At 70.5% G+C, this 23,168-nt stretch carries 18 protein-coding genes and 3 pseudogenes; 7 read left to right on the top strand and 14 right to left on the bottom strand.

Annotation, left to right across the window (positions count from 1 at the left end; genetic code table 11):
* Positions 1 to 190 precede the first annotated feature (190 nt).
* Positions 191 to 640 (top strand): DUF6325 family protein, encoded by a 450-nt coding sequence (locus ACFVX4_RS20185; RefSeq protein WP_266422901.1) that lies wholly within the window; start codon positions 191 to 193, stop codon positions 638 to 640.
* 77 nt (positions 641 to 717) lie between these two features.
* A complete protein-coding gene (locus ACFVX4_RS20180; protein ID WP_385330837.1) occupies positions 718 to 1,014 on the top strand; it encodes an SHOCT domain-containing protein in 297 nt (98 codons plus the stop codon).
* A 36-nt stretch (positions 1,015 to 1,050) separates the two neighbouring features.
* Here ACFVX4_RS20180 and ACFVX4_RS20175 read toward each other — a convergent pair whose 3' ends face one another.
* Positions 1,051 to 1,716 (bottom strand): hypothetical protein, encoded by a 666-nt coding sequence (locus ACFVX4_RS20175; RefSeq protein WP_389978956.1) that lies wholly within the window; start codon positions 1,714 to 1,716, stop codon positions 1,051 to 1,053.
* Between the two features lie 88 nt (positions 1,717 to 1,804).
* Here ACFVX4_RS20175 and ACFVX4_RS20170 point away from each other — a divergent pair, with 88 nt between their 5' ends.
* Positions 1,805 to 2,044 (top strand): DUF6011 domain-containing protein, encoded by a 240-nt coding sequence (locus tag ACFVX4_RS20170; RefSeq protein WP_389978953.1) that lies wholly within the window; start codon positions 1,805 to 1,807, stop codon positions 2,042 to 2,044.
* Positions 2,045 to 2,055: 11 nt separating this feature from the next.
* Here the strand turns inward: ACFVX4_RS20170 and ACFVX4_RS20165 are convergent, their stop codons facing one another.
* Positions 2,056 to 2,928, bottom strand: coding sequence for an acyl-CoA thioesterase (locus ACFVX4_RS20165; RefSeq protein WP_389978950.1), 873 nt, complete (start codon positions 2,926 to 2,928; stop codon positions 2,056 to 2,058).
* 49 nt (positions 2,929 to 2,977) lie between these two features.
* Positions 2,978 to 5,491 carry a DEAD/DEAH box helicase gene (locus ACFVX4_RS20160; RefSeq protein WP_389978947.1) on the bottom strand — a complete coding sequence of 838 codons (2,514 nt, stop codon included), beginning with the start codon at positions 5,489 to 5,491 and terminating at the stop codon, positions 2,978 to 2,980.
* Positions 5,492 to 5,629: 138 nt separating this feature from the next.
* On the opposite strand from ACFVX4_RS20160, the gene ACFVX4_RS20155 reads away from it, so the two are divergent.
* A complete protein-coding gene (locus tag ACFVX4_RS20155) occupies positions 5,630 to 6,421 on the top strand; it encodes a metal-dependent hydrolase (RefSeq protein WP_389978944.1) in 792 nt (263 codons plus the stop codon).
* Positions 6,422 to 6,447: 26 nt separating this feature from the next.
* Here ACFVX4_RS20155 and ACFVX4_RS20150 read toward each other — a convergent pair whose 3' ends face one another.
* From ACFVX4_RS20150 to ACFVX4_RS20125, 6 genes are all read right to left on the bottom strand, one after another.
* A complete protein-coding gene (locus tag ACFVX4_RS20150) occupies positions 6,448 to 7,191 on the bottom strand; it encodes a hypothetical protein (protein ID WP_389978942.1) in 744 nt (247 codons plus the stop codon).
* Positions 7,192 to 7,293: 102 nt separating this feature from the next.
* Entirely contained in the window at positions 7,294 to 9,075 is a 1,782-nt protein-coding gene (locus ACFVX4_RS20145) for an ABC transporter ATP-binding protein (RefSeq protein ID WP_389978939.1), read from the bottom strand.
* On the bottom strand, positions 9,072 to 10,961 hold the full coding sequence (locus ACFVX4_RS20140) for an ABC transporter transmembrane domain-containing protein (RefSeq protein WP_389978936.1): 1,890 nt from the start codon (positions 10,959 to 10,961) through the stop codon (positions 9,072 to 9,074). Before ACFVX4_RS20140 ends, ACFVX4_RS20145 begins: the two co-directional genes overlap by 4 nt.
* Positions 10,962 to 11,164: 203 nt before the next feature.
* Positions 11,165 to 12,616, bottom strand: a complete 1,452-nt coding sequence (locus ACFVX4_RS20135; RefSeq protein ID WP_389978933.1) for a Gfo/Idh/MocA family protein — start codon at positions 12,614 to 12,616, stop codon at positions 11,165 to 11,167.
* A gap of 214 nt (positions 12,617 to 12,830) precedes the next feature.
* Positions 12,831 to 15,782, bottom strand: coding sequence for an FAD-binding and (Fe-S)-binding domain-containing protein (locus tag ACFVX4_RS20130; protein ID WP_389978930.1), 2,952 nt, complete (start codon positions 15,780 to 15,782; stop codon positions 12,831 to 12,833).
* Between the two features lie 84 nt (positions 15,783 to 15,866).
* Positions 15,867 to 16,310: a MarR family winged helix-turn-helix transcriptional regulator gene (locus tag ACFVX4_RS20125; protein ID WP_389978927.1), complete on the bottom strand. Its 444-nt coding sequence runs from the start codon at positions 16,308 to 16,310 to the stop codon at positions 15,867 to 15,869.
* Between the two features lie 148 nt (positions 16,311 to 16,458).
* Here ACFVX4_RS20125 and ACFVX4_RS20120 point away from each other — a divergent pair, with 148 nt between their 5' ends.
* Both ACFVX4_RS20120 and mltG read left to right on the top strand, forming a co-directional pair.
* Positions 16,459 to 18,264, top strand: a complete 1,806-nt coding sequence (locus tag ACFVX4_RS20120; RefSeq protein ID WP_389978924.1) for an ABC transporter ATP-binding protein — start codon at positions 16,459 to 16,461, stop codon at positions 18,262 to 18,264.
* 385 nt (positions 18,265 to 18,649) lie between these two features.
* Positions 18,650 to 19,501: an endolytic transglycosylase MltG gene (mltG, locus tag ACFVX4_RS20115; RefSeq protein ID WP_389978921.1), complete on the top strand. Its 852-nt coding sequence runs from the start codon at positions 18,650 to 18,652 to the stop codon at positions 19,499 to 19,501.
* Positions 19,502 to 19,513: 12 nt separating this feature from the next.
* Here mltG and ACFVX4_RS20110 read toward each other — a convergent pair whose 3' ends face one another.
* The 5 genes and pseudogenes from ACFVX4_RS20110 to ACFVX4_RS20090 all read right to left on the bottom strand — a co-directional run bounded on the left by ACFVX4_RS20110 (position 19,514) and on the right by ACFVX4_RS20090 (position 22,383).
* Entirely contained in the window at positions 19,514 to 20,638 is a 1,125-nt protein-coding gene (locus tag ACFVX4_RS20110; RefSeq protein WP_389978918.1) for an NAD(P)-binding domain-containing protein, read from the bottom strand.
* A 170-nt stretch (positions 20,639 to 20,808) separates the two neighbouring features.
* A pseudogene (locus ACFVX4_RS20105) lies at positions 20,809 to 21,138 on the bottom strand (alkanesulfonate monooxygenase); the annotation flags it as partial.
* Positions 21,129 to 21,755: pseudogene (locus tag ACFVX4_RS20100) on the bottom strand (ABC transporter substrate-binding protein); the annotation flags it as partial. The pseudogenes ACFVX4_RS20100 and ACFVX4_RS20105, both read right to left, overlap by 10 nt.
* 70 nt (positions 21,756 to 21,825) lie before the next feature.
* Positions 21,826 to 22,124, bottom strand: a pseudogene (locus tag ACFVX4_RS20095) (ABC transporter ATP-binding protein); the annotation flags it as partial.
* 175 nt (positions 22,125 to 22,299) lie between these two features.
* On the bottom strand, positions 22,300 to 22,383 hold the full coding sequence (locus ACFVX4_RS20090) for a putative leader peptide (protein WP_350692898.1): 84 nt from the start codon (positions 22,381 to 22,383) through the stop codon (positions 22,300 to 22,302).
* 92 nt (positions 22,384 to 22,475) lie between these two features.
* On the opposite strand from ACFVX4_RS20090, the gene ACFVX4_RS20085 reads away from it, so the two are divergent.
* Positions 22,476 to 22,898: a secondary thiamine-phosphate synthase enzyme YjbQ gene (locus ACFVX4_RS20085; protein ID WP_389978915.1), complete on the top strand. Its 423-nt coding sequence runs from the start codon at positions 22,476 to 22,478 to the stop codon at positions 22,896 to 22,898.
* The last annotated feature ends 270 nt before the right edge of the window (positions 22,899 to 23,168 follow it).

The raw sequence follows: 23,168 nt of genomic DNA, 5'->3' as shown, positions 1-23,168 counted from the left end.
GGGGGGGGAGGGGCGGGACGCTGTTCGCACCGCTGGGTCGTGGGGGGGATTCTTTCCCCCTCCGACGGCCCAACGGGTCCGCGTCCCCCCAGGTCCACGATCGAGATGCGCACCGGCCCGCCCACTGCTCCAATGACGGAGGCACAGGCCCCGGCCGGACGCGGGGCAGTCGAGATTCCGAGGAGCCGGTGTGAGCAGCGAGACCGACGAGACAGGGCCGATCGACTACCTGGTGGTCGAGTTCCCGGGAAACCGGATGACGGGCGAAGGACTGCCCCTGCTGGTCGATCTGGTCGACCGGGGAATCATCCGGATCCTGGACCTGGTCTTCGTCAGGAAGGACCAGGACGGAACCGTCGCGGGCGTGGAACTCTCCGAGCTGACCGCGGACGGCCACGAAGACCTCACCGTCTTCGAAGGCGTGTCCTCCGGCCTGCTCGGCCGGGACGACATCGACGAGGTGAGCGCGGTTCTCGAACCCGGCAGCGCTGCCGGGATCGTCATCTACGAGAACGTGTGGGCCGGACCGCTCGCGGCCGCCCTGCGCCGCTCCGGAGGGCGGCTCGTCGCCAACGGGCGCATCCCGATCCAGGAGGTCCTGGCATCGCTCGACGCGGCCGAGGCCGGGTCCAGGGCCTGAGCCGCCGTACCGGGCCGGCCGGATTCGCGGAGCCGGCCGCCGGCCGTTCTCGCAGAGCCAGTCAAAGGAGATGCACCATGCCAGGCCTTCTTCGTGGCGTCGCCCGTACAGCGGTGATCGCCGGAACCGCTACCTCCGTCTCCAACCGGGTCTCCCGGCGCCAGGCGGGCCGCTGGGCGCGGCAGGACGCCGAGCAGGCGCAGCCCCGGCCCGCCCCTGCGGCGCCGCCGCCTCCGGCGCCCACGTCCCTCGCGCCGGAGGACGAGATGAGCAACAAGATCGCCCAGCTCAAGGACCTCGGCGACCTCAAGAGCCAGGGTGTGCTGAGCGAGAGCGAGTTCGAGGCCCAGAAGGCCAGGATCCTCGCCGGCTGACCGGTCCGGCCGTGCGAGCGGGCCCGCGCGCCCGCCTCACTTGCGCTTGTCGTCCCAGGGCGTGCCCATCCAGCTGTCGAAGGTGCGGATCAGCGCGCTCAGCGCGGCTGCGAGCCGCCAGTCGACCCACGGCGCGTGGACATGGATCTCGTCGTCGTCCGAGAAGAACTCCAGCGGAACCTCCCGGCCGGCCCGCCAGACGATGCGCCGAGGTCCGCGCGCCGCATCGCCCCCGCCGCTCAGGAGGCTGCCCACGCCGATCGCCACCTGGATGGGGAGCAGCAGCCACCACACGTACCACCAGAAGATCCGGCCCTTGAAACCGACCGCCTCCGGGCAGCCGGCCTGGGCGACCGTCCAGCGGGTCCGCAGCCCCTTGCCGTGGAGGGCCTTCTCGCGGACGAGCGTGCCGATGAGCTCGCCCTGCGCGCCCAGCACCCGGTACGTGGCGACGCCGTCGGCCGCGGACGCGGTGACCAGGGTGGCCAGCCGGGTCCGGCGCTCGGGGTCGGCCCACAGGACGAAGGAGCGCGCACCCGTCCTGCGGGCCGCGAGATACGCCGGTATCCCGCCCTCCGGCAGTTCGCGCTCCACATGGGCGACCACCCGGGACGCGCCGCCGGGCGCGTCGGCGAACTCGACGACATGGCCGACGGGCGAGACCTCCACCCCGACCCGCCTCAATGTCAGCACGCTGCTCACCAGTGAACTCCTCCGTCGTGTGCTGCTCGGACGTTTGTGTGCTGCTCGGACGTCGCACGGTGGACGGGCGTCCTGAGAAGATCGATCCGTGGAATCCGCCGAGCACCTCCCCGGATCCGGTACCGGACCCTCGCCCGAGGACGATCAGGCAGGCCGTACCGCCCGGCGACGGATGGTGCGCTGTCGCATGTGCGGCCGCCCGCTCACCGGTACGGAGTCACGCCGCACCGGCCTCGGCCCCGCCTGCGACGCCAAACTCCACCCGGCGCCGCCGGACATCCGCACCCGCCGCCACGAGGTCGAGCAGGACCCGCTGCCCGGCATCTGACCGGGCACGGACTATTCGCCGAGACGGCGGAACAGCCCCTCCTGCACCACGGACACCAGCAGATTGCCGCCGCGGTCGTAGATCCGGCCACGCGCCAGCCCCCGACCACCCGTGGCGACCGGCGACTCCTGGTCGTACAGGAACCACTCGTCGGCCCGGAACGGCCGGTGGAACCACATCGCGTGGTCCAGCGACGCCATGTCGAAGCCGCGCGGACCCCACAGCGGCTCCACCGGGATACGGACCGCGTCGAGCAGCGTCATGTCACTGGCGTACGTCAGCGCACAGGTGTGCACCAGCGGATCGTCGCCCAGCGGGCCGACCGCCCGCATCCACACCGCGCTGCGCGGGTCGGCGTCCTTGACCTCCTCCTTCGTCCAGCGCAGCCGGTCGACGTACCTGATGTCGAAGGGCTGCCGCCGGGCCATCCGCTCCAGCGCCTCCGGCAGCACGCCCAGGTGGTCGCGGACCTCCTCGGCGACGGTCGGCAGCTCCTCGGGGTCCGGGACCTCGCGGGCCGGCGGCAGCTGGTGCTCGAAGCCCGCCTCCTCCGGCCGGTGGAAGGACGCCGTCAGATTGAAGATCGTCCGGCCCTGCTGGACGGCCGTGACCCGGCGCGTGGTGAACGACCGGCCGTCCCGGACGCGCTCCACCTCGTACACGATCGGCACCCCCGGACGCCCCGGACGCAGGAAGTACGCGTGCAGCGAGTGGACCGGCCGGTCCCCGTCGGTGGTCCGGCCTGCCGCGACCAGTGCCTGCCCGGCGACCTGCCCGCCGAAGACCCGCTGCAGGGACTCCTGAGGGCTGCGCCCACGGAAGATGTTGACCTCGATCCGCTCCAGGTCGAGCAGATCGACCAGGCGCTCGGCGGGATTCGTCATGCCGTCCGTCTCCACTCTCGCAGCGGCGCCGCCCCCACGGCGTACGCCCTCACAGCTGACCGACGGAGGTCACGCGGACGACAGCCCGGCCCTCCTCGTCGGAAGCGGCCAGATCGACCTCCGCGCTGATGCCCCAGTCGTGGTCGCCGTTCGGATCGGCGAAGGTCTGCCGGACCCGCCACAGACCGTGCGCCGCGTCCTCGTCGATCCTCAGCAGCTTCGGACCGCGGGCGTCCGGACCGGTGCCCAGGTCTTCGTACTCGTCCCAGTAGGCGTCCATCGCATCGCCCCACGCGTCCTCGTCCCAGCCCGCGTCGCCGTCCAGCCCGCCGAGCTCGCCCACCTTGTCCAGCGCGGCCAGCTCCACCCGGCGGAACATCGCGTTGCGCACCAGCACCCGGAAGGCGCGGGCGTTGGCCGTGACCGGCTTCACCTCGTCGGCCCGCTCCTGCGCCTGCTCAGCGGTCTCCACCTCCGGATTGGCGAGCTGCTCCCACTCGTCCAGCAGGCTGGAGTCCACCTGGCGGACCATCTCGCCCAGCCAGGCGATCAGGTCCTCCAGGTCCTCGGACTTGATGTCGTCCGGGATGGTGTGCTCAAGCGCCTTGTACGCACTGGCGAGATAGCGCAGCACGATGCCCTCGGTGCGGGCCAGCTCGTAGTTGGAGGTGAACTCCGTGAACGTCATGGCGCGTTCGTACATGTCACGGATCACGGACTTCGGCGAGACCGGGTGGTCGCCCACCCACGGGTGGCTCCTGCGGTACACGTCGTACGCGTGCCACAACAGCTCGCTCAGCGGCTTCGGGTACGTGACCTCCTGGAGCAGCTCCATCCGCTCCTCGTACTCGACGCCGTCCGCCTTCATCTGCCCGACCGCCTCGCCGCGCGCCTTGTTCTGCTGCGCGGCGAGGATCTGCCGCGGGTCGTCGAGCGTCGACTCGACCACGGAGACCATGTCCAGCGCGTACGAGGGGGAGTCCGGGTCCAGCAGGTCGAACGCGGCCAGCGCGAAGGTGGACAGCGGCTGGTTGAGCGCGAAGTCCTGCTGGAGGTCGACGGTGAGCCGGACGATCCGGCCCTCCGCGTCCGGCTTGTCGAGCTGCTCGACGACACCGCCGTCCAGCAGCGAGCGGTAGATCGCGATGGCCCGGCGGATGTGCCGCAGCTGCGCCCGGCGCGGCTCGTGGTTGTCCTCCAGCAGATGCCGCATCGCCTCGAAGGCGTTGCCGGGACGCGCGATCACGGACAGCAGCATGGTGTGCGTGACCCGGAAGCGGGAGGTCAGGGGCTCCGGGTCGGACTGGATCAGCTTGTCGAAGGTGGTCTCCGACCAGGCGACGAAGCCCTCGGGGGCCTTCTTGCGGACCACCTTGCGCTTCTTCTTCGGGTCGTCGCCCGCCTTCTTGACGGCCTTCTCGTTCTCGATGACGTGCTCGGGCGCCTGCGCCACGACGAAGCCCGCCGTGTCGAAGCCGGCCCGGCCCGCACGGCCGGCGATCTGGTGGAACTCCCGGGCGCGCAGCGTACGGACGCGGGTGCCGTCGTACTTGGTGAGCGCCGTGAACAGCACCGTGCGAATGGGGACGTTGACGCCGACGCCGAGGGTGTCCGTACCGCAGATCACCTTCAGCAGACCGGCCTGGGCGAGCTTCTCCACCAGGCGCCGGTACTTCGGCAGCATGCCCGCGTGGTGCACCCCGATGCCGTGCCGCACATAGCGGGAGAGGTTCTGGCCGAACTTGGTGGTGAAGCGGAAGTTGCCGATCAGATCGGCGATCTTCTCCTTCTCCTCCTTGGTGCACATGTTGATGCTCATCAGCGACTGCGCCCGCTCGACGGCCGCGGCCTGGGTGAAGTGCACGATGTAGACCGGTGACTGCCTGGTGTCCAGCAGCTCGGTGAGGGTCTCGGTGATCGGGGTCAGCCGGTACTCGTAGCTGAGCGGGACCGGCCGGGTCGCGGAGCGCACCACGGAGGTGGGGCGGCCGGTGCGGCGGGTCAGGTCCTCCTCGAACATCCGGACGTCACCGAGCGTGGCCGACATCAGGATGAACTGGGCCTGCGGCAGCTCCAGCAGCGGGATCTGCCAGGCCCAGCCGCGGTCCGGCTCGGCGTAGAAGTGGAATTCGTCCATCACGACCTGGCCGATGTCGGCGTACTTGCCGTCGCGCAGCGCGATGGAGGCCAGCACCTCGGCCGTGCAGCAGATCACCGGGGCGTCGGCGTTGACCGAGGCGTCGCCGGTGAGCATGCCGACGTTCTCCGTACCGAACAGCTTGCACAGGTCGAAGAACTTCTCCGAGACCAGCGCCTTGATCGGCGCGGTGTAGAAGGTGACCTTGTCCTGGGCCAGCGCGGTGAAGTGCGCACCCGCCGCGACCAGGCTCTTTCCGGAACCGGTCGGGGTGGAAAGGATCACATTCGCGCCGGAGACCACCTCGATCAGCGCCTCCTCCTGGGCCGGGTAGAGGGTGATGCCCTGTGTCTCGGTCCATGACGAGAAAGCCTCGAAGAGGGCGTCGGGGTCGTCGGTCGGGGGCAGCTGATCGATAAGGGTCACGCCCCCATCTTGCCTGCCTTCCGCCCGGATGAGGGAACCGGACGACCATATGAAGATCACGGGCGATACGCTTCCCACTCAACTCGGCCGTGCCATAACGGCAATGGCAGCGATACGACTCTGGGGGCGGGAAGAACCATGATGGGACCGGCACACTCTCTGTCAGGGGCAGCGGCCTGGCTGGGGGTGGGCGCGGCGGCGGCGGCCGCCGGCCACGCGATGCCGTGGCCCGTCCTCGTCGTCGGGGCGCTGATCACCGCCGGGGCCGCGCTGGCCCCGGACCTCGACCACAAGTCCGCGACCATCTCGCGCGCCTTCGGGCCGGTGTCCCGGGGGCTCTGCGAGATCGTCGACAAGCTCTCGCACGCCGTCTACAAGGCGACCAGGATGCGCGGCGACTCGAACCGCAACGGCGGCCACCGGACGCTGACCCATACCTGGCTGTGGGCGGTCCTGATCGGCGCCGGCGCCTCCGCCGCAGCGATCACCGGCGGCCGGTGGGCGGTCCTGGGGATCCTTTTCGTCCACCTGGTGCTCGCCGTCGAAGGGCTGCTGTGGCGGGCTGCCCGGATGTCCAGCGACGTCCTGGTCTGGCTGCTCGGCGCGACCAGCGCCTGGATACTGGCCGGCGTCCTGGACAAGCCGGGCAACGGCTCGGACTGGCTGTTCACCGCCCCCGGCCAGGAGTACCTCTGGCTCGGGCTGCCGATCGTGCTCGGCGCCCTCGTCCACGACATCGGCGACGCGCTGACCGTCTCCGGCTGCCCGATCCTGTGGCCCATCCCGATCGGCCGCAAGCGCTGGTACCCGATCGGTCCGCCGAAGGGCATGCGGTTCCGGGCCGGGAGCTGGGTGGAGCTGAAGGTGCTGATGCCGGTGTTCATGGTGCTCGGGGGAGTGGGCGGAGCGGCCGCGCTGAACTTCATCTGACGGCCGCGGGCGGCTCTGCCGCCGGATCACCGGCGGTCCGCGTCATCGGCACGATCGGGGCTCATCCGGTGACCGGGCAGCTGGTGCCGTTGGTCCGCCGGGAAGCGCACGCCGTCAGGATCGAGGAACTGGATCAGTTCCAGCGGCGAATTCCTGAGATCGACCAGCCGCCCGGCCGGCGCGGTTCGCGTCGCCGATTCTTCGATGTCGTCGCTCGGACGGTCGAACCAGGCCGCGAACGCGGAGTCGGTGTCGAGGCGTCGGCAGAACTCGGCGTAGCCGATGCAGCTCTCGCCGCGGAAGAGGGAGAACCGGGCATCGGCGTACCGGTCGGAGCTCAGGACCTTCCCGACCTCGAAGAGCAGGGCGACGATCCTGCGGTTGTCCTCCCGGTCACCGAGGTCGAGGAACCTGACCCGCAGCCGAATGATCTCCACCCAGCCCAGGTACTCGGCGAGTACGAACAGGGTGTTGCGGCGTGCGTACTCGCGCGTGCGCGGTGAGCCGCACGCGTAGTGCGTGGTCAGGAAGCCCACTTCGCGGACCGCGATGTTCTCCAGGCGGGACTGCAGGTCGAAGGCCGCCCAGAGGAGCGGATCGCGGTAGCGGCTCATCACGTCCTGCCGCTGCGCGGACCGGGCGCGGCGGGCGGACCCCTGCGCCAACTCGGCACTCAGCAAGGCCTGTTTCCGCGTCGCCCGACCGCTGAGCGCAACACCGGCGAGCGCGACCACACCCGAGATACCGGCCACCACAAGCTCGACACTCATGCGCCGATTGCCGCGGGTGGTACCCCGGGGCTGTCCAGTGTTCCCCGTCCGCCGGTCCGCCCGCCCCAAACCGCTCAGGCGCGCGGACGCCACGCGGTCCGCTCAGCCGTGCCAGGACCGCCACAGCGCCGCATACGCGCCGTCCGCCGCCACCAGCTCGTCATGACTGCCCAGTTCACTGATCCGGCCGCCCTCCACCACCGCGATCACGTCCGCGTCGTGTGCGGTGTGCAGCCGGTGTGCGATGGCCACGACCGTACGGCCGTCCAGCACCCGGGCCAGTGAGCGCTCCAGATGGCGGGCCGCCCGCGGGTCCAGCAGCGATGTCGCCTCGTCCAGCACCAGCGTGTGCGGATCGGCCAGGACCAGCCGGGCCAGGGCGATCTGCTGGGCCTGGGCCGGAGTCAGCGCCAGACCGCCGGAGCCGACCTCGGCGTCCAGCCCCTCGTCCAGGCTCCTCGCCCAGCCGTCCGCGTCGACGGCCGCCAGCGACGCCCACAGCTCGGCGTCCTCGGCGCCCGTACGGGCCAGCAGGAGGTTGTCCCGCAGCGAACCGACGAACACATGGTGCTCCTGATTGACCAGCGCCACATGCGCACGTACGTCCTCCGCCTTCATCCGTGACAACTCGGCGCCGCCGAGCGTCACTTCGCCCGTACGCGGGGCGTAGATCCCGGCCAGCAGCCGGCCCAGCGTGGACTTGCCGGCGCCGGACGGGCCGACCAGCGCGAGGCGCGTCCCCGGCGCGACGTCCAGCGACACCCGGTGCAGGACGTCGAGGCCGGCGCGGTACCCGAAGCGCACCTCGTCGGCCCGCACGTCCCGGCCGTCCGGGACGACCCCCGCATCGCCCGCGTCCGGCTCGATGTCCCGCACCCCGACCAGCCGGGCCAGCGACACCTGGGCGACCTGCAGCTCGTCGTACCAGCGCAGGATCAGACCGATCGGGTCGACCATCATCTGCGCCAGCAGCGCACCCGTCGTCAGCTGTCCCACGGTCAGCCAGCCCTCGATGACGAACCAGCCGCCGAGCATCAGCACCGCGCCCAGAATCGTCACGTACGTGACGTTGATGACGGGGAAGAGCACGGAGCGCAGGAACAATGTGTAGCGCTCCCACGCCGTCCACTGGGCGATGCGCGTGTCCGACAGCGCCACCCGGCGCGCACCCAGCCGGTGCGCCTCCACCGTCCGTCCGGCGTCCACCGTCTCCGCCAGCATCGCGGCGACCGCGGCGTATCCCGCGGCCTCCGAACGGTACGCGGACGGTGCCCGCTTGAAGTACCAGCGGCAGCCGAGGATCAGCACCGGCAGCGCGATCAGTACGGAGAGTGCCAGCGGGGGAGCGGTCACGGTGAGCGCACCGAGCAACAGCCCCGCCCACACCACACCGATCGCCAGCTGCGGCACGGCCTCGCGCATCGCGTTGGCCAGCCGGTCGATGTCCGTGGTGATCCTGGAGAGCAGATCACCGGTCCCGGCCCGCTCCAGCACCCCCGGCGGCAGCCCGACCGACCGCACGAGGAAGTCCTCGCGCAGATCGGCCAGCATCTCCTCGCCGAGCATCGCGCTGCGCAGGCGCATCAGCCGGGTGAACACGGTCTGCACGATCAGCGCGAGCGCGAACACCCCGGCGGTGCGCTCCAGATGGAGGTCCCGCACCCCGTCGGAGAGGTCCTCGACCAGCCCGCCCAGCAGATAGGGGCCGACGATCGACGCGATCACAGCGATGGCGTTGAACGCGACGAGTACGGTGAACCGTCCGCGATGGCGCCGCAGCAGCTCGCGTACATAGCTCCGTACGGTGGTGGGGGTGCCGACCGGCAGGGTCGTCGCCGACTCCGGCGCGGCCGGGTCGTACGCCGGAACTGCGACGCCGATCATGCCCGTTCCTCGATTTCCTCGATCGTCACGGTCGCGCCCCGAGAGGTCAGGGCCGCGATCTCGTCGTCCGTCTCGCGTGTCACGACCGCCCGGTAACGGGGGTCCGTGTGCAGGAGTTCACGGTGCCCGCCGACCGCGACGACGGTGCCCCGGTGCACCAGCACCACCCGGTCCGCGAGGTCGAGCAGCAGCGGTGACGAGGCGAACGCCACGGTGGTGCGGCCCTGGCGCAGTGCCTTGATTCCGGCGGCGACCCGGGCCTCCGTGTGCGAGTCGACGGCGGAGGTCGGCTCGTCGAGAACCAGCGCCTCCGGATCGGTCACCAAGGAGCGGGCCAGCGCGAGCCGCTGACGCTGGCCACCCGAGAGCGACCGGCCGCGCTCGGTGATCCGGGTCGCCATCGGATCGCCGTCCGTGGCGAGCGACGCCTGCGCCAAGGAGTCCAGCACATCGCCGCACTGCGCGGCCGTCAGCGCCTCCTCGGCGGTCACCCGGCCGGACGACGGAACGTCCAGCAGCTCGCGCAGCGTCCCGGACAGCAGAACCGGGTCCTTGTCCTGGACCAGCACGGCGGTCCGGGCGGAGTCCAGCGGGAGTTCGTCCAGCGGCACGCCACCGAGCAGGACGGACGGGGCGCTCCGCTCCTCGGCGTCCTCGTCCGAGGAGTCGCGTGCTCCGCCCTCCGCCTCCGGGGCGCGCTCGCTCTTGTCGGCATCCGCGTCCGTGTCCGCGTTCACCTGTGCGTGACCACCGAGCCGCTCGGCCAGTCGGCCCGCCTCGTCCGGATCTCCGCAGACCACCGCGGTGAACAGGCCGGCCGGGGCCATCAGACCGGTGACCGGGTCGTACAGATCGCCGGCCGGTGCCGCGTCGACGGTCGACGGCCGGTCCGTGCGGCGCAACGACAGCACCCGGACCGCGCGCTGGGCGGAAGGCCGCGAGAAGGAGTACGCCATCGCGATCTCCTCGAAGTGACGGAGCGGGAACAGCAGCAGCGTCGCCGCGCTGTACACCGTGACCAGCTGACCGACGTCGATCCGGCCGTCCCGGGCCAGCACCGCCCCGTACACGACCAGCGAGATGAGCAGCACGCCCGGCAGCAGCACCTGGATCGCCGAGATCAGCGACCACATCCGCGCGCTGCGCACCGCGGCCTCGCGGACCTCCTGGGAGGCACGCCGGTAGCGGCCGAGGAACAGTTCCTCGCCGCCGATCCCGCGCAGCACCCGCAGCCCCGCCACGGTGTCCGAAGCCAGTTCCGTGGCCTTGCCCGCCTTTTCGCGCTGGAGATCCGCGCGCCGGGTGGCCCGGGGGAGCAGCGGCAGCACGGCGAGGGCCAGCAGCGGTACGGCGAGGGTCACCAGGATGCCCAGCGACGGCAGATAGAGGAGGAGCCCCGCACAGATCAGCACCAGGGCGGCGGCGGCCGCGGCGAACCGCGAGAGGGCCTCGACGAACCAGCCGATCTTCTCGACGTCGCCCGTGGAAACCGCGACCACCTCGCCCGCCGCGACCCGACGGGTCAGTGCCGAGCCGAGCTCCGCGGTCCTACGGGCCAGCAGCTGCTGGACCCGGGCGGCAGCGGTGATCCAGTTGGTGACGGCCGTCCGGTGGAGCATGGTGTCGCCCAGCGCGATCAGCATGCCCAGGACCGCGATCAGGCCCCCCGACCACGCGAGCCGGCTGCCGGAACGGTCGACCACCGCCTGAACGGCGAGACCGACGGCGGGCGGCAGCCCGGCGATGGAGCATTGGTGCAGCAGGCCCCAGGACATGGATCTGAGCTGGCCCTTGAGCTGATTGCGGCCGAGCCAGAGCAGGAAGCGTGGGCCCGACCGGACATCGGGATCGCCGGGATCCGGGTAGGGAAGATCGCGAATCTGCATGACGTCCCATGGTTCGGTGTGACGGCTTGTTCGGTGAATGAATCGAGGTGAATGACTCAAACCGTGCAAGGTTCGCCCCGGGACGTCGGTCGGGGCAATTGGTTTTCTCCATGAACAGCGCTCTTCGCGCCACGGTCGCGATGCGAACGGGCGGGCCGGGCCCCGTGGCTCGGGTACCCGGCCCGCCCGTTCGCATCGGCCGGTCAGGCCTTCTCGGGGTTCTCCGAGTCCATGCCGGAGCGGGCCTTCTTCCACTCACCGCGGGTGAAGTCCGGGATCTGCTGCGGCGCGCCCTTCGCCCTGATGGACAGATGGCTGAGCGGCACGGGGGATGTCCAGGTCGCCGCGTCGTACACGTCGAAGTCGGGGACGAGGCCGAGCCGCATGCACTGCATCAGCCGGAACACCAGCATGTAGTCCATGCCGCCGTGACCGCCGGGCGGGTTGGCGTGCTCCTTCCACAGCCAGTGGTCCCACTCCTGGTACTTGGCGAAGTCGCCCCAGTTGTCGTTGGTGTGGTCGGGCTCGATGTAGATACGGGCGGGGTAGTCCTCGAAGACACCCTTGGTGCCGCCGAGGCTGTTGATCCGCGAGTACGGATGCGGAGTGGACACGTCGTGCTCCAGCCGGATGACCCGTCCCTTGGCGGTCTGGACGAGACTGATCGTCCGGTCGGACTCGATATAGGTCTCCTTCCAGCTCGGGTCACCGGCCGGCATGTTCTTCTCGCGGTACTCGGCGAGTCCGAGGGACGGGGAACCGACACTGGTGATGCTCACCGCACGGTCGCCGCGGTTGATGTCCATGTAGTTGGCGACCGGGCCGAACCCGTGGTTGGGGTAGAGATCGCCCCGCAGCCGGGTGTGCCAGAGCCTGCGCCAAGGGCCCTCGTAGTAGTCCGGGTCGAACATCAGGCCACGCAGATCGTGGTTGTACGCGCCCGCGCCGTGCAGCAGATCACCGAAGAGACCGGCATGCGCCATGCGCAGCACCCGCATCTCGTTCTGCCCGTAGCAACAGTTCTCCAGCTGCATGCAGTGGCGTCTGGTGCGCTCGGACAGATCGACCAGTTCCCAGAGCTGGTCGAGCTGGAGAGCGATCGGACACTCCACGCCGACGTGCTTGCCGTTCAGCATGGCGGTCTTCGCCATCTGGAAGTGGAAGTCCCAGGGCGTCGCCACGTAGACGAAGTCGATGTCCCCGCGCTTGCAGAGGTTCTCGTAGTCGTCCTCACCATTGGTGTAGACGGCGGGTGCCGGCTGACCCGCGGCGGTCACCTTCGCGGCAGCCCGTTGCGCCTTGGCCTTGACCGGGTCGCAGACGGCGACGACCTGTACACCACTGACGGCGAGGAAGAGATCGATCATGCTGCCACCGCGATTGCCGAGGCCGACGATGCCGACCCGGACGGTGGAACGCCGGTCGAAGGGGACTCCCACCATGGTCCTGCCCTGGCGCTTCGGAGCGTCCGCCCGGTCCGCGGCAGCGGCTTCCGGCCCCCGGCCCGGGGCGGCGGCTGCGGCGGAGTTCCCGAGGGCACCGAGCCCGAGCCCGGCACCGGCCACTCCGGCGGTCGTCCACAGGACCGAGCGGCGGCTCATGGAGCCCTCGTCGCCGCCCTGCGTACCGTCGTTCTGCTGTGCTGCGTCGTTCATCGATCCTCCGTGAAGGGGGTCTGACGTGCGCGGCTGGTAATGAACCTCGGTAAGGACCTTGGTAGTTGGGTCTGTTGTTGCGCAAGGGGGGCGATTGGACTCCTGTTCCGAAACCATGGACTTTCGTACACACGCAAAAACGCCGGGCGGGCTCGAACGCGTCGAGCCCGCCCGGCTGTCCAGGGCGACTACGGGGACCGAACGGCCCAGGTGATCAGCGCACAACGGCCCCCGGCCGGGTGGCCCGTTCCAATTCCATCAGCACCGAGTAGTACGAATGCCCCGTGGCCCTGTCCATGCCGATCTCGCACATGCGGTTGGCCGAGAGATAGGCGTCGTACGCGCGCCCGTTCACCTCGGCGGCCTCCTTCGCCGTCGCCGAGGCCGTCAACTCCTTGTGCAGCATGCCCCGGTCGCCCGCGAAGGCGCAGCACCCGGCGTCGTCAGGGATCACGACCTCCTCGGCGCAGGCCTCCGCGACCGTACGCAACTGCTCCACGTCGTCCAGATGCTGCATGGAGCACGTCGGATGCAGGACCGCCGAACCGGTCTTCCGGAGGACCGTCAGCTCCGGAAGCAGCTCGTCGGCCGCCCAGACCAGGGAGTCGACGATGGTCAGCTCCCGGTGCAACTCCCGGTTGTCGTCGGTGAGATACGGCACCACCTCATGGGCGATGCCCAGGGTGCACGACGAGGCGTCGACGACCAGTGGGAGCTTTCCGCCGGCCGTCCAGCCCCAGGCGGCCTCCACGATGCGGTTGGCCATCACGGCGTTGCCCTCGTCGTACCCCTTGGAGTGCCAGATCGTCGCGCAGCAGGTCCCCGCGACATCGTCCGGGATCCATACCGGCTTTCCGGCGCGGGCGGAGACGGCGACGACGGCCTGCGGCAGCGACGGACCGTGGTGGCCCTCGGGGCCGCCGAAGATCCGGTTCACACACGCCGGGTAGTAGACGGCGCTCGCCCCGACGCGGGAGGTGCGGGGCAGCTTCCGGGCGGCGGCGCCGGGAATCTCGGGCAGCCACTCGGGCACCAGATCGGGGCGCACGGCCTTGCGGGCGAGCGCGGTGATGGTCTCCAGCGGTCCGTCGCCGAGCCGGTCGCCGATCCGGTCGGCCGCGGCCACCGCGAGCCGCGCCGCCGCTTCCACCGCCTTGAAGTTCTTCGCCGTGAGCGCCGCGATCCGCTCCTCGCGCGGCGAGTGGCGCCGGTGGCGGAAGTCCTTCATCATCGCGCCGGTGTCGATGCCCACCGGGCAGGCGAGCTTGCACGTCGAGTCGCCCGCACAGGTGTCGACGGCGTCATAGCCGTAGGCGTCGAGCAGCTGCGTCTCCACCGGGGAGCCGCCCGGCTGCCGCATCATCTCCCGGCGCAGCACGATCCGCTGGCGCGGGGACGTGGTCAGATCATGGCTGGGACAGGTGGGCTCGCAGAAGCCGCACTCGATGCAGGGATCGGCGACCGCCTCGATCTCGGGAATGGTCTTCAGTCCGCGCAGATGGGCCTTCGGGTCGCGGTCGAGGACGATCCGGGGGGCCAGGACGCCGTCGGGGTCGATGATCTGCTTGGTGCGCCACATCAGCTCGGTCGCCTTCGGGCCCCACTCCAGCTCCAGGAAGGGGGCGATATTGCGGCCGGTGGCGTGCTCGGCCTTCAAGGAGCCGTCGAAGCGTTCCACCGTCAGCCGGCAGAAGTCGTCCATGAACGCGGCGTAGCGGTCGACGTCGGACGGCTTCGCCGCGTCGAAGGCGAGCAGGAAGTGCAGGTTGCCGTGCGCCGCGTGGCCCGCCACGGCGGCGTCGAAACCGTGCTCCGCCTGGAGCCGGAGCAGGGCCTCGCAGGCCTCGGCCAGCCGGGAGGGCGGCACCGCGAAGTCCTCCGTGATCAGCGTCGTCCCCGAGGGCCGGGAGCCGCCGACCGCGGTGACGAACGCCTTGCGGGCCTTCCAGTAGCCGGAGATGACCTTGGCGTCGCGGGTGAACCCATTGGTCACCGAGGGGACGGGCGCGACCAGGTCGAGCTCCTCGACGACGGCCGCTGCCGCCCGCTCGTACGCCTCCTGGCCGAGTTCGTCCGGGGCCCGGAACTCCACCAGCAGCGCCGTGGTCTCCTTGGGCAGTTCGGCCCAGTCCGCGGGCACGCCCTGGACCCTCACCGACGCGCGCAGCGTATTGCCGTCCATCAGCTCGACGGCGATCGCCCCGGCCTCGTTGAAGCGAGGCACGGCGGCCGCCGCCGCGGTCAGGGACGGGAAGAACAGCAGGGCCGTGGAGATCCGGCGGTCCAGCGGCAGCGTGTCGAAGACGACCTCGGAGATGAAGCCGAAGGTGCCCTCGGAGCCGACCATCAGACCGCGCAGGATCTGGACCGGCGTCGAGCCGTCCAGGAAGGCGTCGAGGCGGTAGCCGTTGGTGTTCTTGATCTCGTACTTGGCGCGGATCCGGGCGGTGAGCTCGGCGTCCGCCTCGATCTCCGCCTTCAGGGCCAGCAGCCCTGCGCACAGCCGCGGCTCGGCGCGGGCGAGGTCCTTGTCCGCGGCCGGGTCGGCGGTGTCGACGACGGTGCCGCTCGGCAGCACGAAGGTGAGGGAGGAGACCGTGCGGTACGAATTGCGCGTCGTGCCCGCCGTCATTCCCGAGGCGTTGTTGGCGACGACCCCGCCGATCGTGCAGGCGATCGCGCTGGCCGGGTCCGGGCCCAGCAGCCGGCCGTGCCGGGCGAGGGCGGCGTTGGCCCGCACGACGGTCGTACCCGGCCGGATGCGGGCCCGCGCGCCGTCGTCCAGGACCTCGATGCCCGCCCAGTGGTGGCGCACGTCGACCAGGATGTCCTCGCCCTGGGCCTGGCCGTTCAGACTGGTGCCGGCCGCCCGGAAGACGACCTCACGGCCCCTTCCGTGCGCGTACGACAGGACCGCCGAGATGTCGTCGATGTCCTCCGGGACCACGACGACCTGGGGGACGAAGCGGTACGGACTGGCGTCGGAGGCGTACTTGACCAGGTCGGAGACCTTCCACAGCACCTTCTCCGGTCCGAGCAGGGCGATCAGCTCGCCGCGCAGCGCTTCGGGCGTGCCCTGAGCCTGCCGGTCCGGGACCCGGTCCACGGACGGCGTACGCACCGCTCCAGGGCGCAGTGCTTCCGGCTTCGGCTCCAGCAGTGGCATGTCGAGGTCTCCTCGGCGGTTCGGTTCGGTATCACGGTGGCGGACGTGCGTCACCCGGCAGAGGCGAGCGCGTCCGCGCGGTGTCTAACAGCGGCGCTCCGGCATTCCGTTGACCAGAGCGGACAGCAGCCCGCCGAGCACCTCGCGCTGATCGGCGGTCAGTGGAGCCAGGATCTCCTCCGCGGCGGCCCGGCGCGCGTCGCGCAGCGACCGGAGGGTGGCGAGGCCCTCCTCCGTGATCTCGATGCGGACCACCCGGCGGCTGTCCGGATCGGGGGCCCGGCGCACCCGTCCGCTCGCCTCCAGGCCGTCGACCAGGGTGGTCACGGCGCGCGGGACGACGTCCAGGCGCTGCGCGAGATCGGCCATCCGGGGCGGGCCGTCGTAATGCGCGACGGTGCGGAGCAGCCGGAATTGCGCTGGAGTGATGCCCATCGGCTCCAGCTGGCGGCCCTGGATCCGCTGGAGCCTGCGGGTCACCCGCAGCAGCTGCTCGGCGAGCACGCCATCGGCGTCGGAGGAGTCCATGGAGGGAACAATATCAGGACCCAGTTCATTGTGAGTATAGGTAACAATGAGCTATGCTCTCAAAAATGCGCTCGCTCAAGCCCCTGCTTGAGTCCTCGCTCGAGTCCCCGCTTGAGTCGCAGCCGCCGCACGCCCGACGAAGGAGCCCATGAAACCCGACGAAATCAACTGGACACCCCCGCCGAAGGACGCGAGCCGTCCGCCCGCCGAGGTGCGCCGCATCCTGCGCCTCTTCCGTCCCTATCGGGGCCGGCTCGCACTGGTCGGGCTGTTCGTCGGCGCCTCGTCGCTGGTGTCGGTCGCCTCGCCCTTCCTGCTGCGCGAGATCCTGGACACGGCCATCCCCCAGGGGCGCACGGGACTGCTGTCGCTGCTCGCCCTCGGCATGATCCTCACCGCCGTGATGAACAGCGTCTTCGGTGTCCTGCAGACCCTGATCTCCACCACGGTCGGCCAGCGGGTCATGCACGACCTGCGCACCGCCGTCTACGCCCAGTTGCAGCGGATGCCGCTCGCCTTCTTCACCCGGACCCGTACCGGCGAGGTCCAGTCCCGCATCGCCAACGACATCGGCGGCATGCAGGCGACCGTCACCTCCACCGCGACGTCACTGGTCTCCAACCTCACCGCGGTCATCGCCACGGTCGTCGCCATGCTGGCGCTCGACTGGCGGCTCACCCTGGTCTCGCTCCTGCTGCTGCCGGTCTTCGTCTGGATCAGCCGCCGGGTCGGCCGGGAGCGCAAGCGGATCACCACCCGGCGTCAGAAGCAGATGGCCGCCATGGCGGCCACGGTCACCGAGTCGCTCTCCGTCAGCGGCATCCTGCTCGGCCGGACGATGGGCCGCTCGGACTCCCTCACCAAGGGCTTCGCCGATGAGTCCGAGAAGCTCGTCGACCTCGAAGTGCGCTCCAGCATGGCCGGGCGGTGGCGGATGTCCACGATCGGCATCGTCATGGCCGCCATGCCCGCCGTCATCTACTGGGCGGCGGGCCTCGCCCTGCAGTCCGGCGGACCCGCCGTCTCCATCGGCACCCTCGTCGCCTTCGTCTCGCTCCAGCAGGGCCTCTTCCGGCCCGCCGTGAGCCTGCTCTCCACCGGCGTGGACATGCAGACGTCCCTCGCGCTCTTCCAGCGGATCTTCGAGTACCTCGACCTCGACGTGGACATCACCGAGCCCGAGAAGCCGGTCCGGCTGGAGCGGATCCGCGGCGAGATCCGCTTCGAGGACGTCGATTTCAGCTACGACGAGAAGAGCGGTCCGACCCTCAGAGGCATCGATGTGACCGTCCCGGCCGGCGGCAGCCTGGCGGTCGTCGGACCGACCGGATCCGGCAAGTCCACGCTCAGCTATCTGGTGCCCAGGCTCTACGACGTCACCGGCGGCCGGGTCACGCTCGACGGGGTCGACGTACGCGATCTGGATTTCGACACCCTGGCAAGAGCCGTGGGAGTGGTCTCCCAGGAGACCTACCTCTTCCACGCCTCGGTCGCCGACAACCTGCGCTTCGCCAAGCCGGACGCTACCGACGCCGAAATCGAGGCGGCGGCCCGTGCGGCACAGATCCACGACCACATCGCCTCACTGCCCGACGGCTACGACACCCTCGTCGGTGAGCGCGGCTACCGCTTCTCGGGCGGCGAGAAGCAGCGCCTCGCCATCGCCCGCACGATTCTGCGTGACCCGCCCGTCCTGGTGCTCGACGAGGCGACGAGTGCCCTCGACACTCGTACGGAATTCGCCGTGCAGGAAGCGATCGACGCGCTCTCCGAGGGGCGCACCACCATCACGATCGCGCACCGGCTCTCCACCGTCCGCGACGCCGACCAGATCGTCGTCCTGGACGGCGGCCGGACCGCCGAGCGCGGCAGCCACGAGGAACTGCTCCAGCAGGACGGCCGCTATGCCGCGCTGGTCCGACGGGACACCCAACTCGCCCCCGCGACAAGCTGATGGGCGGGGGCGGGCGTGCCCCCGCCGAGGCCGACCACGCGGCGACGCCGCCGCTCCCGTGGGACGGGGAGCGACGGCGCCGGGCGGAGCAATGGTCAGACGAGCCAACCCACGAAGTGGATGATGCCGGCGAGCAGGTTGGTGATGATGTTCATTCGGTGTTTCTCCTTGTACGTGGTGCATAAGTGGGACAGCACAGTCGCGGTCTGCAGCCCGTCGCTTGCGCCCTGTAATCATCCTGTGCCGCAGGGGAGTTGAGCAACGAATAGCGGAACGATCACGCGTTCGAGGGAACATCCGATCCCGTGTTCGCGTGTTCCCTTCATGGGGTGCGGGAGCCGTGTCGTCCGGGCCGTGGTTCCGGAGGGCGGGATAGCGTGCCCGCATGGTGAACGAGTCCCCGGACACCCCGCCCCGTCGCACGTTCCGCCCGACCCGGCGCGGCCGTCTGGCGCTGTTCATCGGCATCGTGCTCGTCCTGGTCGTGGCAGCGGCCGTGCTGGTGCCACTGCTGACGAGGGGGCCGAAGGTCGAGCAGGCCCGCTCGCTCGTGATTCCCGAGGGGTGGCGGGCATCCCAGGTGTACGCGGCCGTCGACAAGGCCCTCGTGGTTGAGCCGGGAACCACCGGGAAGGCCGCCGGTACGGCGGACCTTCCGCTTCCGGCCGAGGCGAAGGGCAATCCCGAGGGCTACCTCTTCCCGGCGACGTACCCCGTCACCTCCGGCACGACCCCGCAGGGCCTGCTCAGGTACATGGTCGACACCGCGGTCGAACGGTTCGGCGCGGACCACATCACCGCGGGCGCTCGGCGCAACGGCGTCTCGGTGTACCGGACGGTGACGATCGCCAGCATCGTGCAGGCCGAGGCGGACACCGGGGCCGACATGGGCAAGGTCGCCAGAGTCGTCTACAACCGGCTGGCCCGGGGCATGCCGCTCCAGATGGATTCCACGCTCAACTACGCGCTGAACCGCAGCACCCTGCACACCACCAAGGGCGACACGAAGATCGACAGCCCGTACAACAGCTATGAGCGCAAGGGGCTGCCGCCCACACCCATCGGGAACCCGGGGGAGCAGGCGATGACGGCGGCGATCAACCCCACTCCCGGAGCGTGGCTGTACTTCGTCACGGTCGCGCCGGGGGACACCCGCTTCACCAGCAGCTACACCGAACAGCAGAGGAACGTGGCGGAGTTCAACCGCAACCGCCGCAGCGCGTCCGACAGCCTCTGAGCGCCCGCGCCGTCACACCATGGCGGGCGCGAGCGCCTCATCGGCCTCCGCCACCGTGTCCTGCCCGTCCAGCAACCGGCCGATCGCGCGCACCGCCGCCCGCCCCGCCCGGTTGGCGCCGATCGTGCTGGCGGACGGCCCGTACCCGACGAGATGGACGCGCGCGTCCCGTACCGCCCGGGTGCCCTCGACCCGGATGCCGCCGCCCGGCTCGCGCAGCTTCAGCGGCGCGAGATGATCGATGGCGGCCCGGAAGCCGGTGGCCCAGAGGATGACATCCGCCTCGACCGTCCGGCCGTCGTCCCAGGCGACCCCGCCGGGCGTGATCCGGTCGAACATCGGCAGCCGGTCCAGCACCCCCGTCTCGCGGGCGCGCCGCACCGCGTCCGTGAGCGGCAGCCCGGTCACGCTCACCACACTCTGCGGCGGCAGCCCGCGCCGCACCCGCTCCTCCACCATCGCCACCGCGGCCCGCCCCCGGTCCGCGTCGAAGGGGCCGTCGCGGAAGACCGGCGGCCGACGCGTCACCCAGTACGTCTCGGCCGCCACCTCGGCGATCTCCATCAGATGCTGCGTACCGGAGGCACCGCCGCCGACCACCACCACGCGCTGTCCGGCGAACTCGGCCGGACCCGGGTAGTTCGCGGTGTGCAGCTGGCGCCCCCGAAAGCTCTCCTGCCCCGGGTAGCGCGGCCAGAACGGCCGGTCCCAGGTGCCGGTGGCGTTGATCAGGGCACGGGTGGCGTACGTACCCTCGGAGGTCTCGACGAGCAGCCGTCCGTCGGTGCTCTCACGTACCGCGCTCACCTCGACGGGGCGGTGAACCCGCAGGTCGAAGGCGCGCTCGTACCGGGCGAAGTACTCACCGATCACCTCGGAGGAGGGCCGGCTGTCGTCCGCTCCGGTGAGCTCCATGCCGGGCAGCGCATGCATGCCGTGAACCTTGCCGTACGTCAGCGAGGGCCAGCGGAACTGCCAGGCGCCGCCGGGGCGCGGGGCATGGTCCAGTACGACGAAGTCGCGATCGGGCTCGAGGCCGGTGCGGCGCAGATGGTAGGCGCCGGACAGTCCGGCCTGTCCGGCGCCGATCACGACGACATCGACCCTGCGCGCTGCGGCCACCCCTAGGTTGTTCACGCTTCTACCAACTGCGCGGGGTGTGAGGATCTTCCCCGATCGACCCCGGCTCCTCCGGGCCGCCCCGCTCCCGCTGGTCCGTTCCCACCGGCCCACCGGCCCACCGGCCCACCGGCCCACCGGCTCGACGACGCATCGGCCACCGGCCCGCCGGCCTCGGCGTTCCTCCCTCAGCGGCCCCCGGCGACCAGCAGCGGTGCCCCGCCCGGCGCGGACGCCGGCCGGCCGTTCGCGGAAGGCACCCCGAGCAACGGTGACGCGGGTACGGTCGACAGCAGGCCGCGTGCCGCCAGCTCGGGCGTGACGCCCTCGCCGAACCAGTACGCCTCCTCCAGATGCGGGTATCCGGACAGCACGAAGTGCTCCACACCCAGCGCGTGGTACTCCTCGATCCGGTCGGCAACCTCCGCATGACTGCCGACCAGCGCGGTGCCCGCACCACCCCGCACCAGACCGACGCCCGCCCAGAGGTTCGGCGAGATCTCCAGTTCGTCGCGCGAACGCGGGATCTCGTGCTGCGGAGCACCTGTGAGGTGTACGGATCCCAGATGGCCCAGGCGTCGACCTTGCCCCGACTGAACGCGGCCAGCGCGTCCGCCGGCTGAAGGTATTTCAGCCGCACGTCTCCGATGCCGAGCCCGGCCTTCTTCAGCGAGGCGATCAGCTGGCAGTGGGCCGAGCTGCCCTGCGCCACCGCGATCGACCTGCCCTTGAGCTGCTTCGGGGACTTCAACGGCGAGTCCTCGGGAACGACGATCGCCTCGCCGGTGGACGAGCCGTGGGCGGCGCCCACCACGACGATCCTGGAATCGGAACCCGCCGCGAACACCGGCGGCGTATTACCGACGCCCCCGATGCCCACGGCCTTTGCATTGACCGCCTCCAGCAGGGGTGGGCCCGAGGTGAAGGTCGACCACTTGATCCGGTAGTCGAGATCGTCCAGTTCACCGGAGGCCCGAAGAATGGCTTCGTAACCACCCTTCTGGTCACCGACGTCGAGGGTGACGCCGCCCTTCCCGTCGGTGTTGCCGGTGGTTGAGGCGGACGTGGCTCCGCCGCAGGCGGTCACCAGCAAGGTGAGGGGCAGAAGGAGGGCGGGCAGGGCGCGGGTTCTCATCGGTTTCCCTTTCGTCGTGCGTATCGAGAGGCGGGAGGGGGCCGCGGGCGGTGGGTCGACAGCCCCTGCCTCAGGCGGCCTCGACGCTCTCGACGGCATCGCCCTCGACACCCAGCTCGGTCAGCAGCCGGGAGCGCAGAGCGGCGAATCCGGGACTGCTCACGCTGCGCGGCCGGTCCAGGGGACCGGCGTCTCGTACGCGATGGCACCGTCCCGCATCACCAGCGCGCGGTCGGCCAGCAGCAGCGCCTCGTCCACATCGTGGGTGACCAGCAGCACGGCACAGCCGCGCCGTTGCCAGAGCTCGGCCACCAGCCGCTGCGCCCTGATGCGGGTCAACGCGTCCAGCGCGCCGAACGGCTCGTCCAGAGGAGGCGCGCCGCGACCACGCGTACGCGAACCACTGCCGCCGTTAGGGCACGGGGATCACGAGGCGCGGTGGACGGGGCGGGGTACGCCGGAGCGCGCACGCGCAGCCGCGTGCGGCGACGAGAACGGGCGGCCGGAGCGCCCGGTCACCGGCGGAGGAAGCGCTGAGGGAACGTCAGCAGCCGCGACGACACGCGGCGGAGGCCACCCGCAGCAGGTCGATGTGACCGCGCGAAGTGAGCAGGGCTGAACGGAACATGGCGCTGAACGTAGCGATCCATGACTGAAACGGTCAATGGTGTCTCGGCAAGTGGACGCGCGATCTCGCCGCGCGGGCGAGAAGATGGACGCATGCCCCATGCCTTCGCCACCAGCGTTCTGCACATCGCCACCGGAACGACGGAGACCGTCACCGATCTGACGTCCGACTGCGAGCAGTTCCTCACCCGGAACGCCGCCTCCAGGGACGGTCTCCTCAATATCTTCGTACCGCACGCGACCGCTGGCATCGCCATCCTGGAAACCGGTTCCGGCAGCGACGACGACCTCCTGGCCACCCTCCACACCCTGCTGCCCGCCGACGGCCGCTGGCAGCACCGCCACGGCAGCCCCGGCCACGGCCGCGACCACGTACTGCCCGCCCTCGTCCCACCGCACGCCACGCTTCCGGTGATCGGGGGCCGACTGGAGCTGGGGACGTGGCAGTCGGTGTGCCTGGTCGACACGAACCGGGACAACCCGGAGCGGCAGGTGCGGCTGAGTTTCATTGGTTAGTCGGTCGCCTCGGTGGGACTGTAGAGGGGAAGTCCGGCCGCACCAAATGAGCAGCGCGCGTGGGTGCAGCATGGTGGGCGAAGGCGGCCAGCAGGTTCTTCGTCTGCTGGTGGTACACGGGGCATTGCCCTGCTGGCCAGCCAAAACGGCGGCTTCTGAGCCATGTGGTGCGGCTATGGTCCGGGAATGGCCCGGATCTTGATCCGCTGACGAAGAGGTCGCCGGCCCTTCTGCTGGGGTGCTGTCCGTGGTGCCTGCACAGTGTGGGCG

Origin of the sequence: Streptomyces sp. NPDC058240 (assembly GCF_042882135.1) — a bacterium.
In the GTDB taxonomy this organism is placed as follows: Bacteria; Actinomycetota; Actinomycetes; order Streptomycetales; family Streptomycetaceae; genus Streptomyces.
Note: the sequence above shows the minus strand (reverse complement) of the source record. Positions and strands in the feature narration are given on the sequence as shown.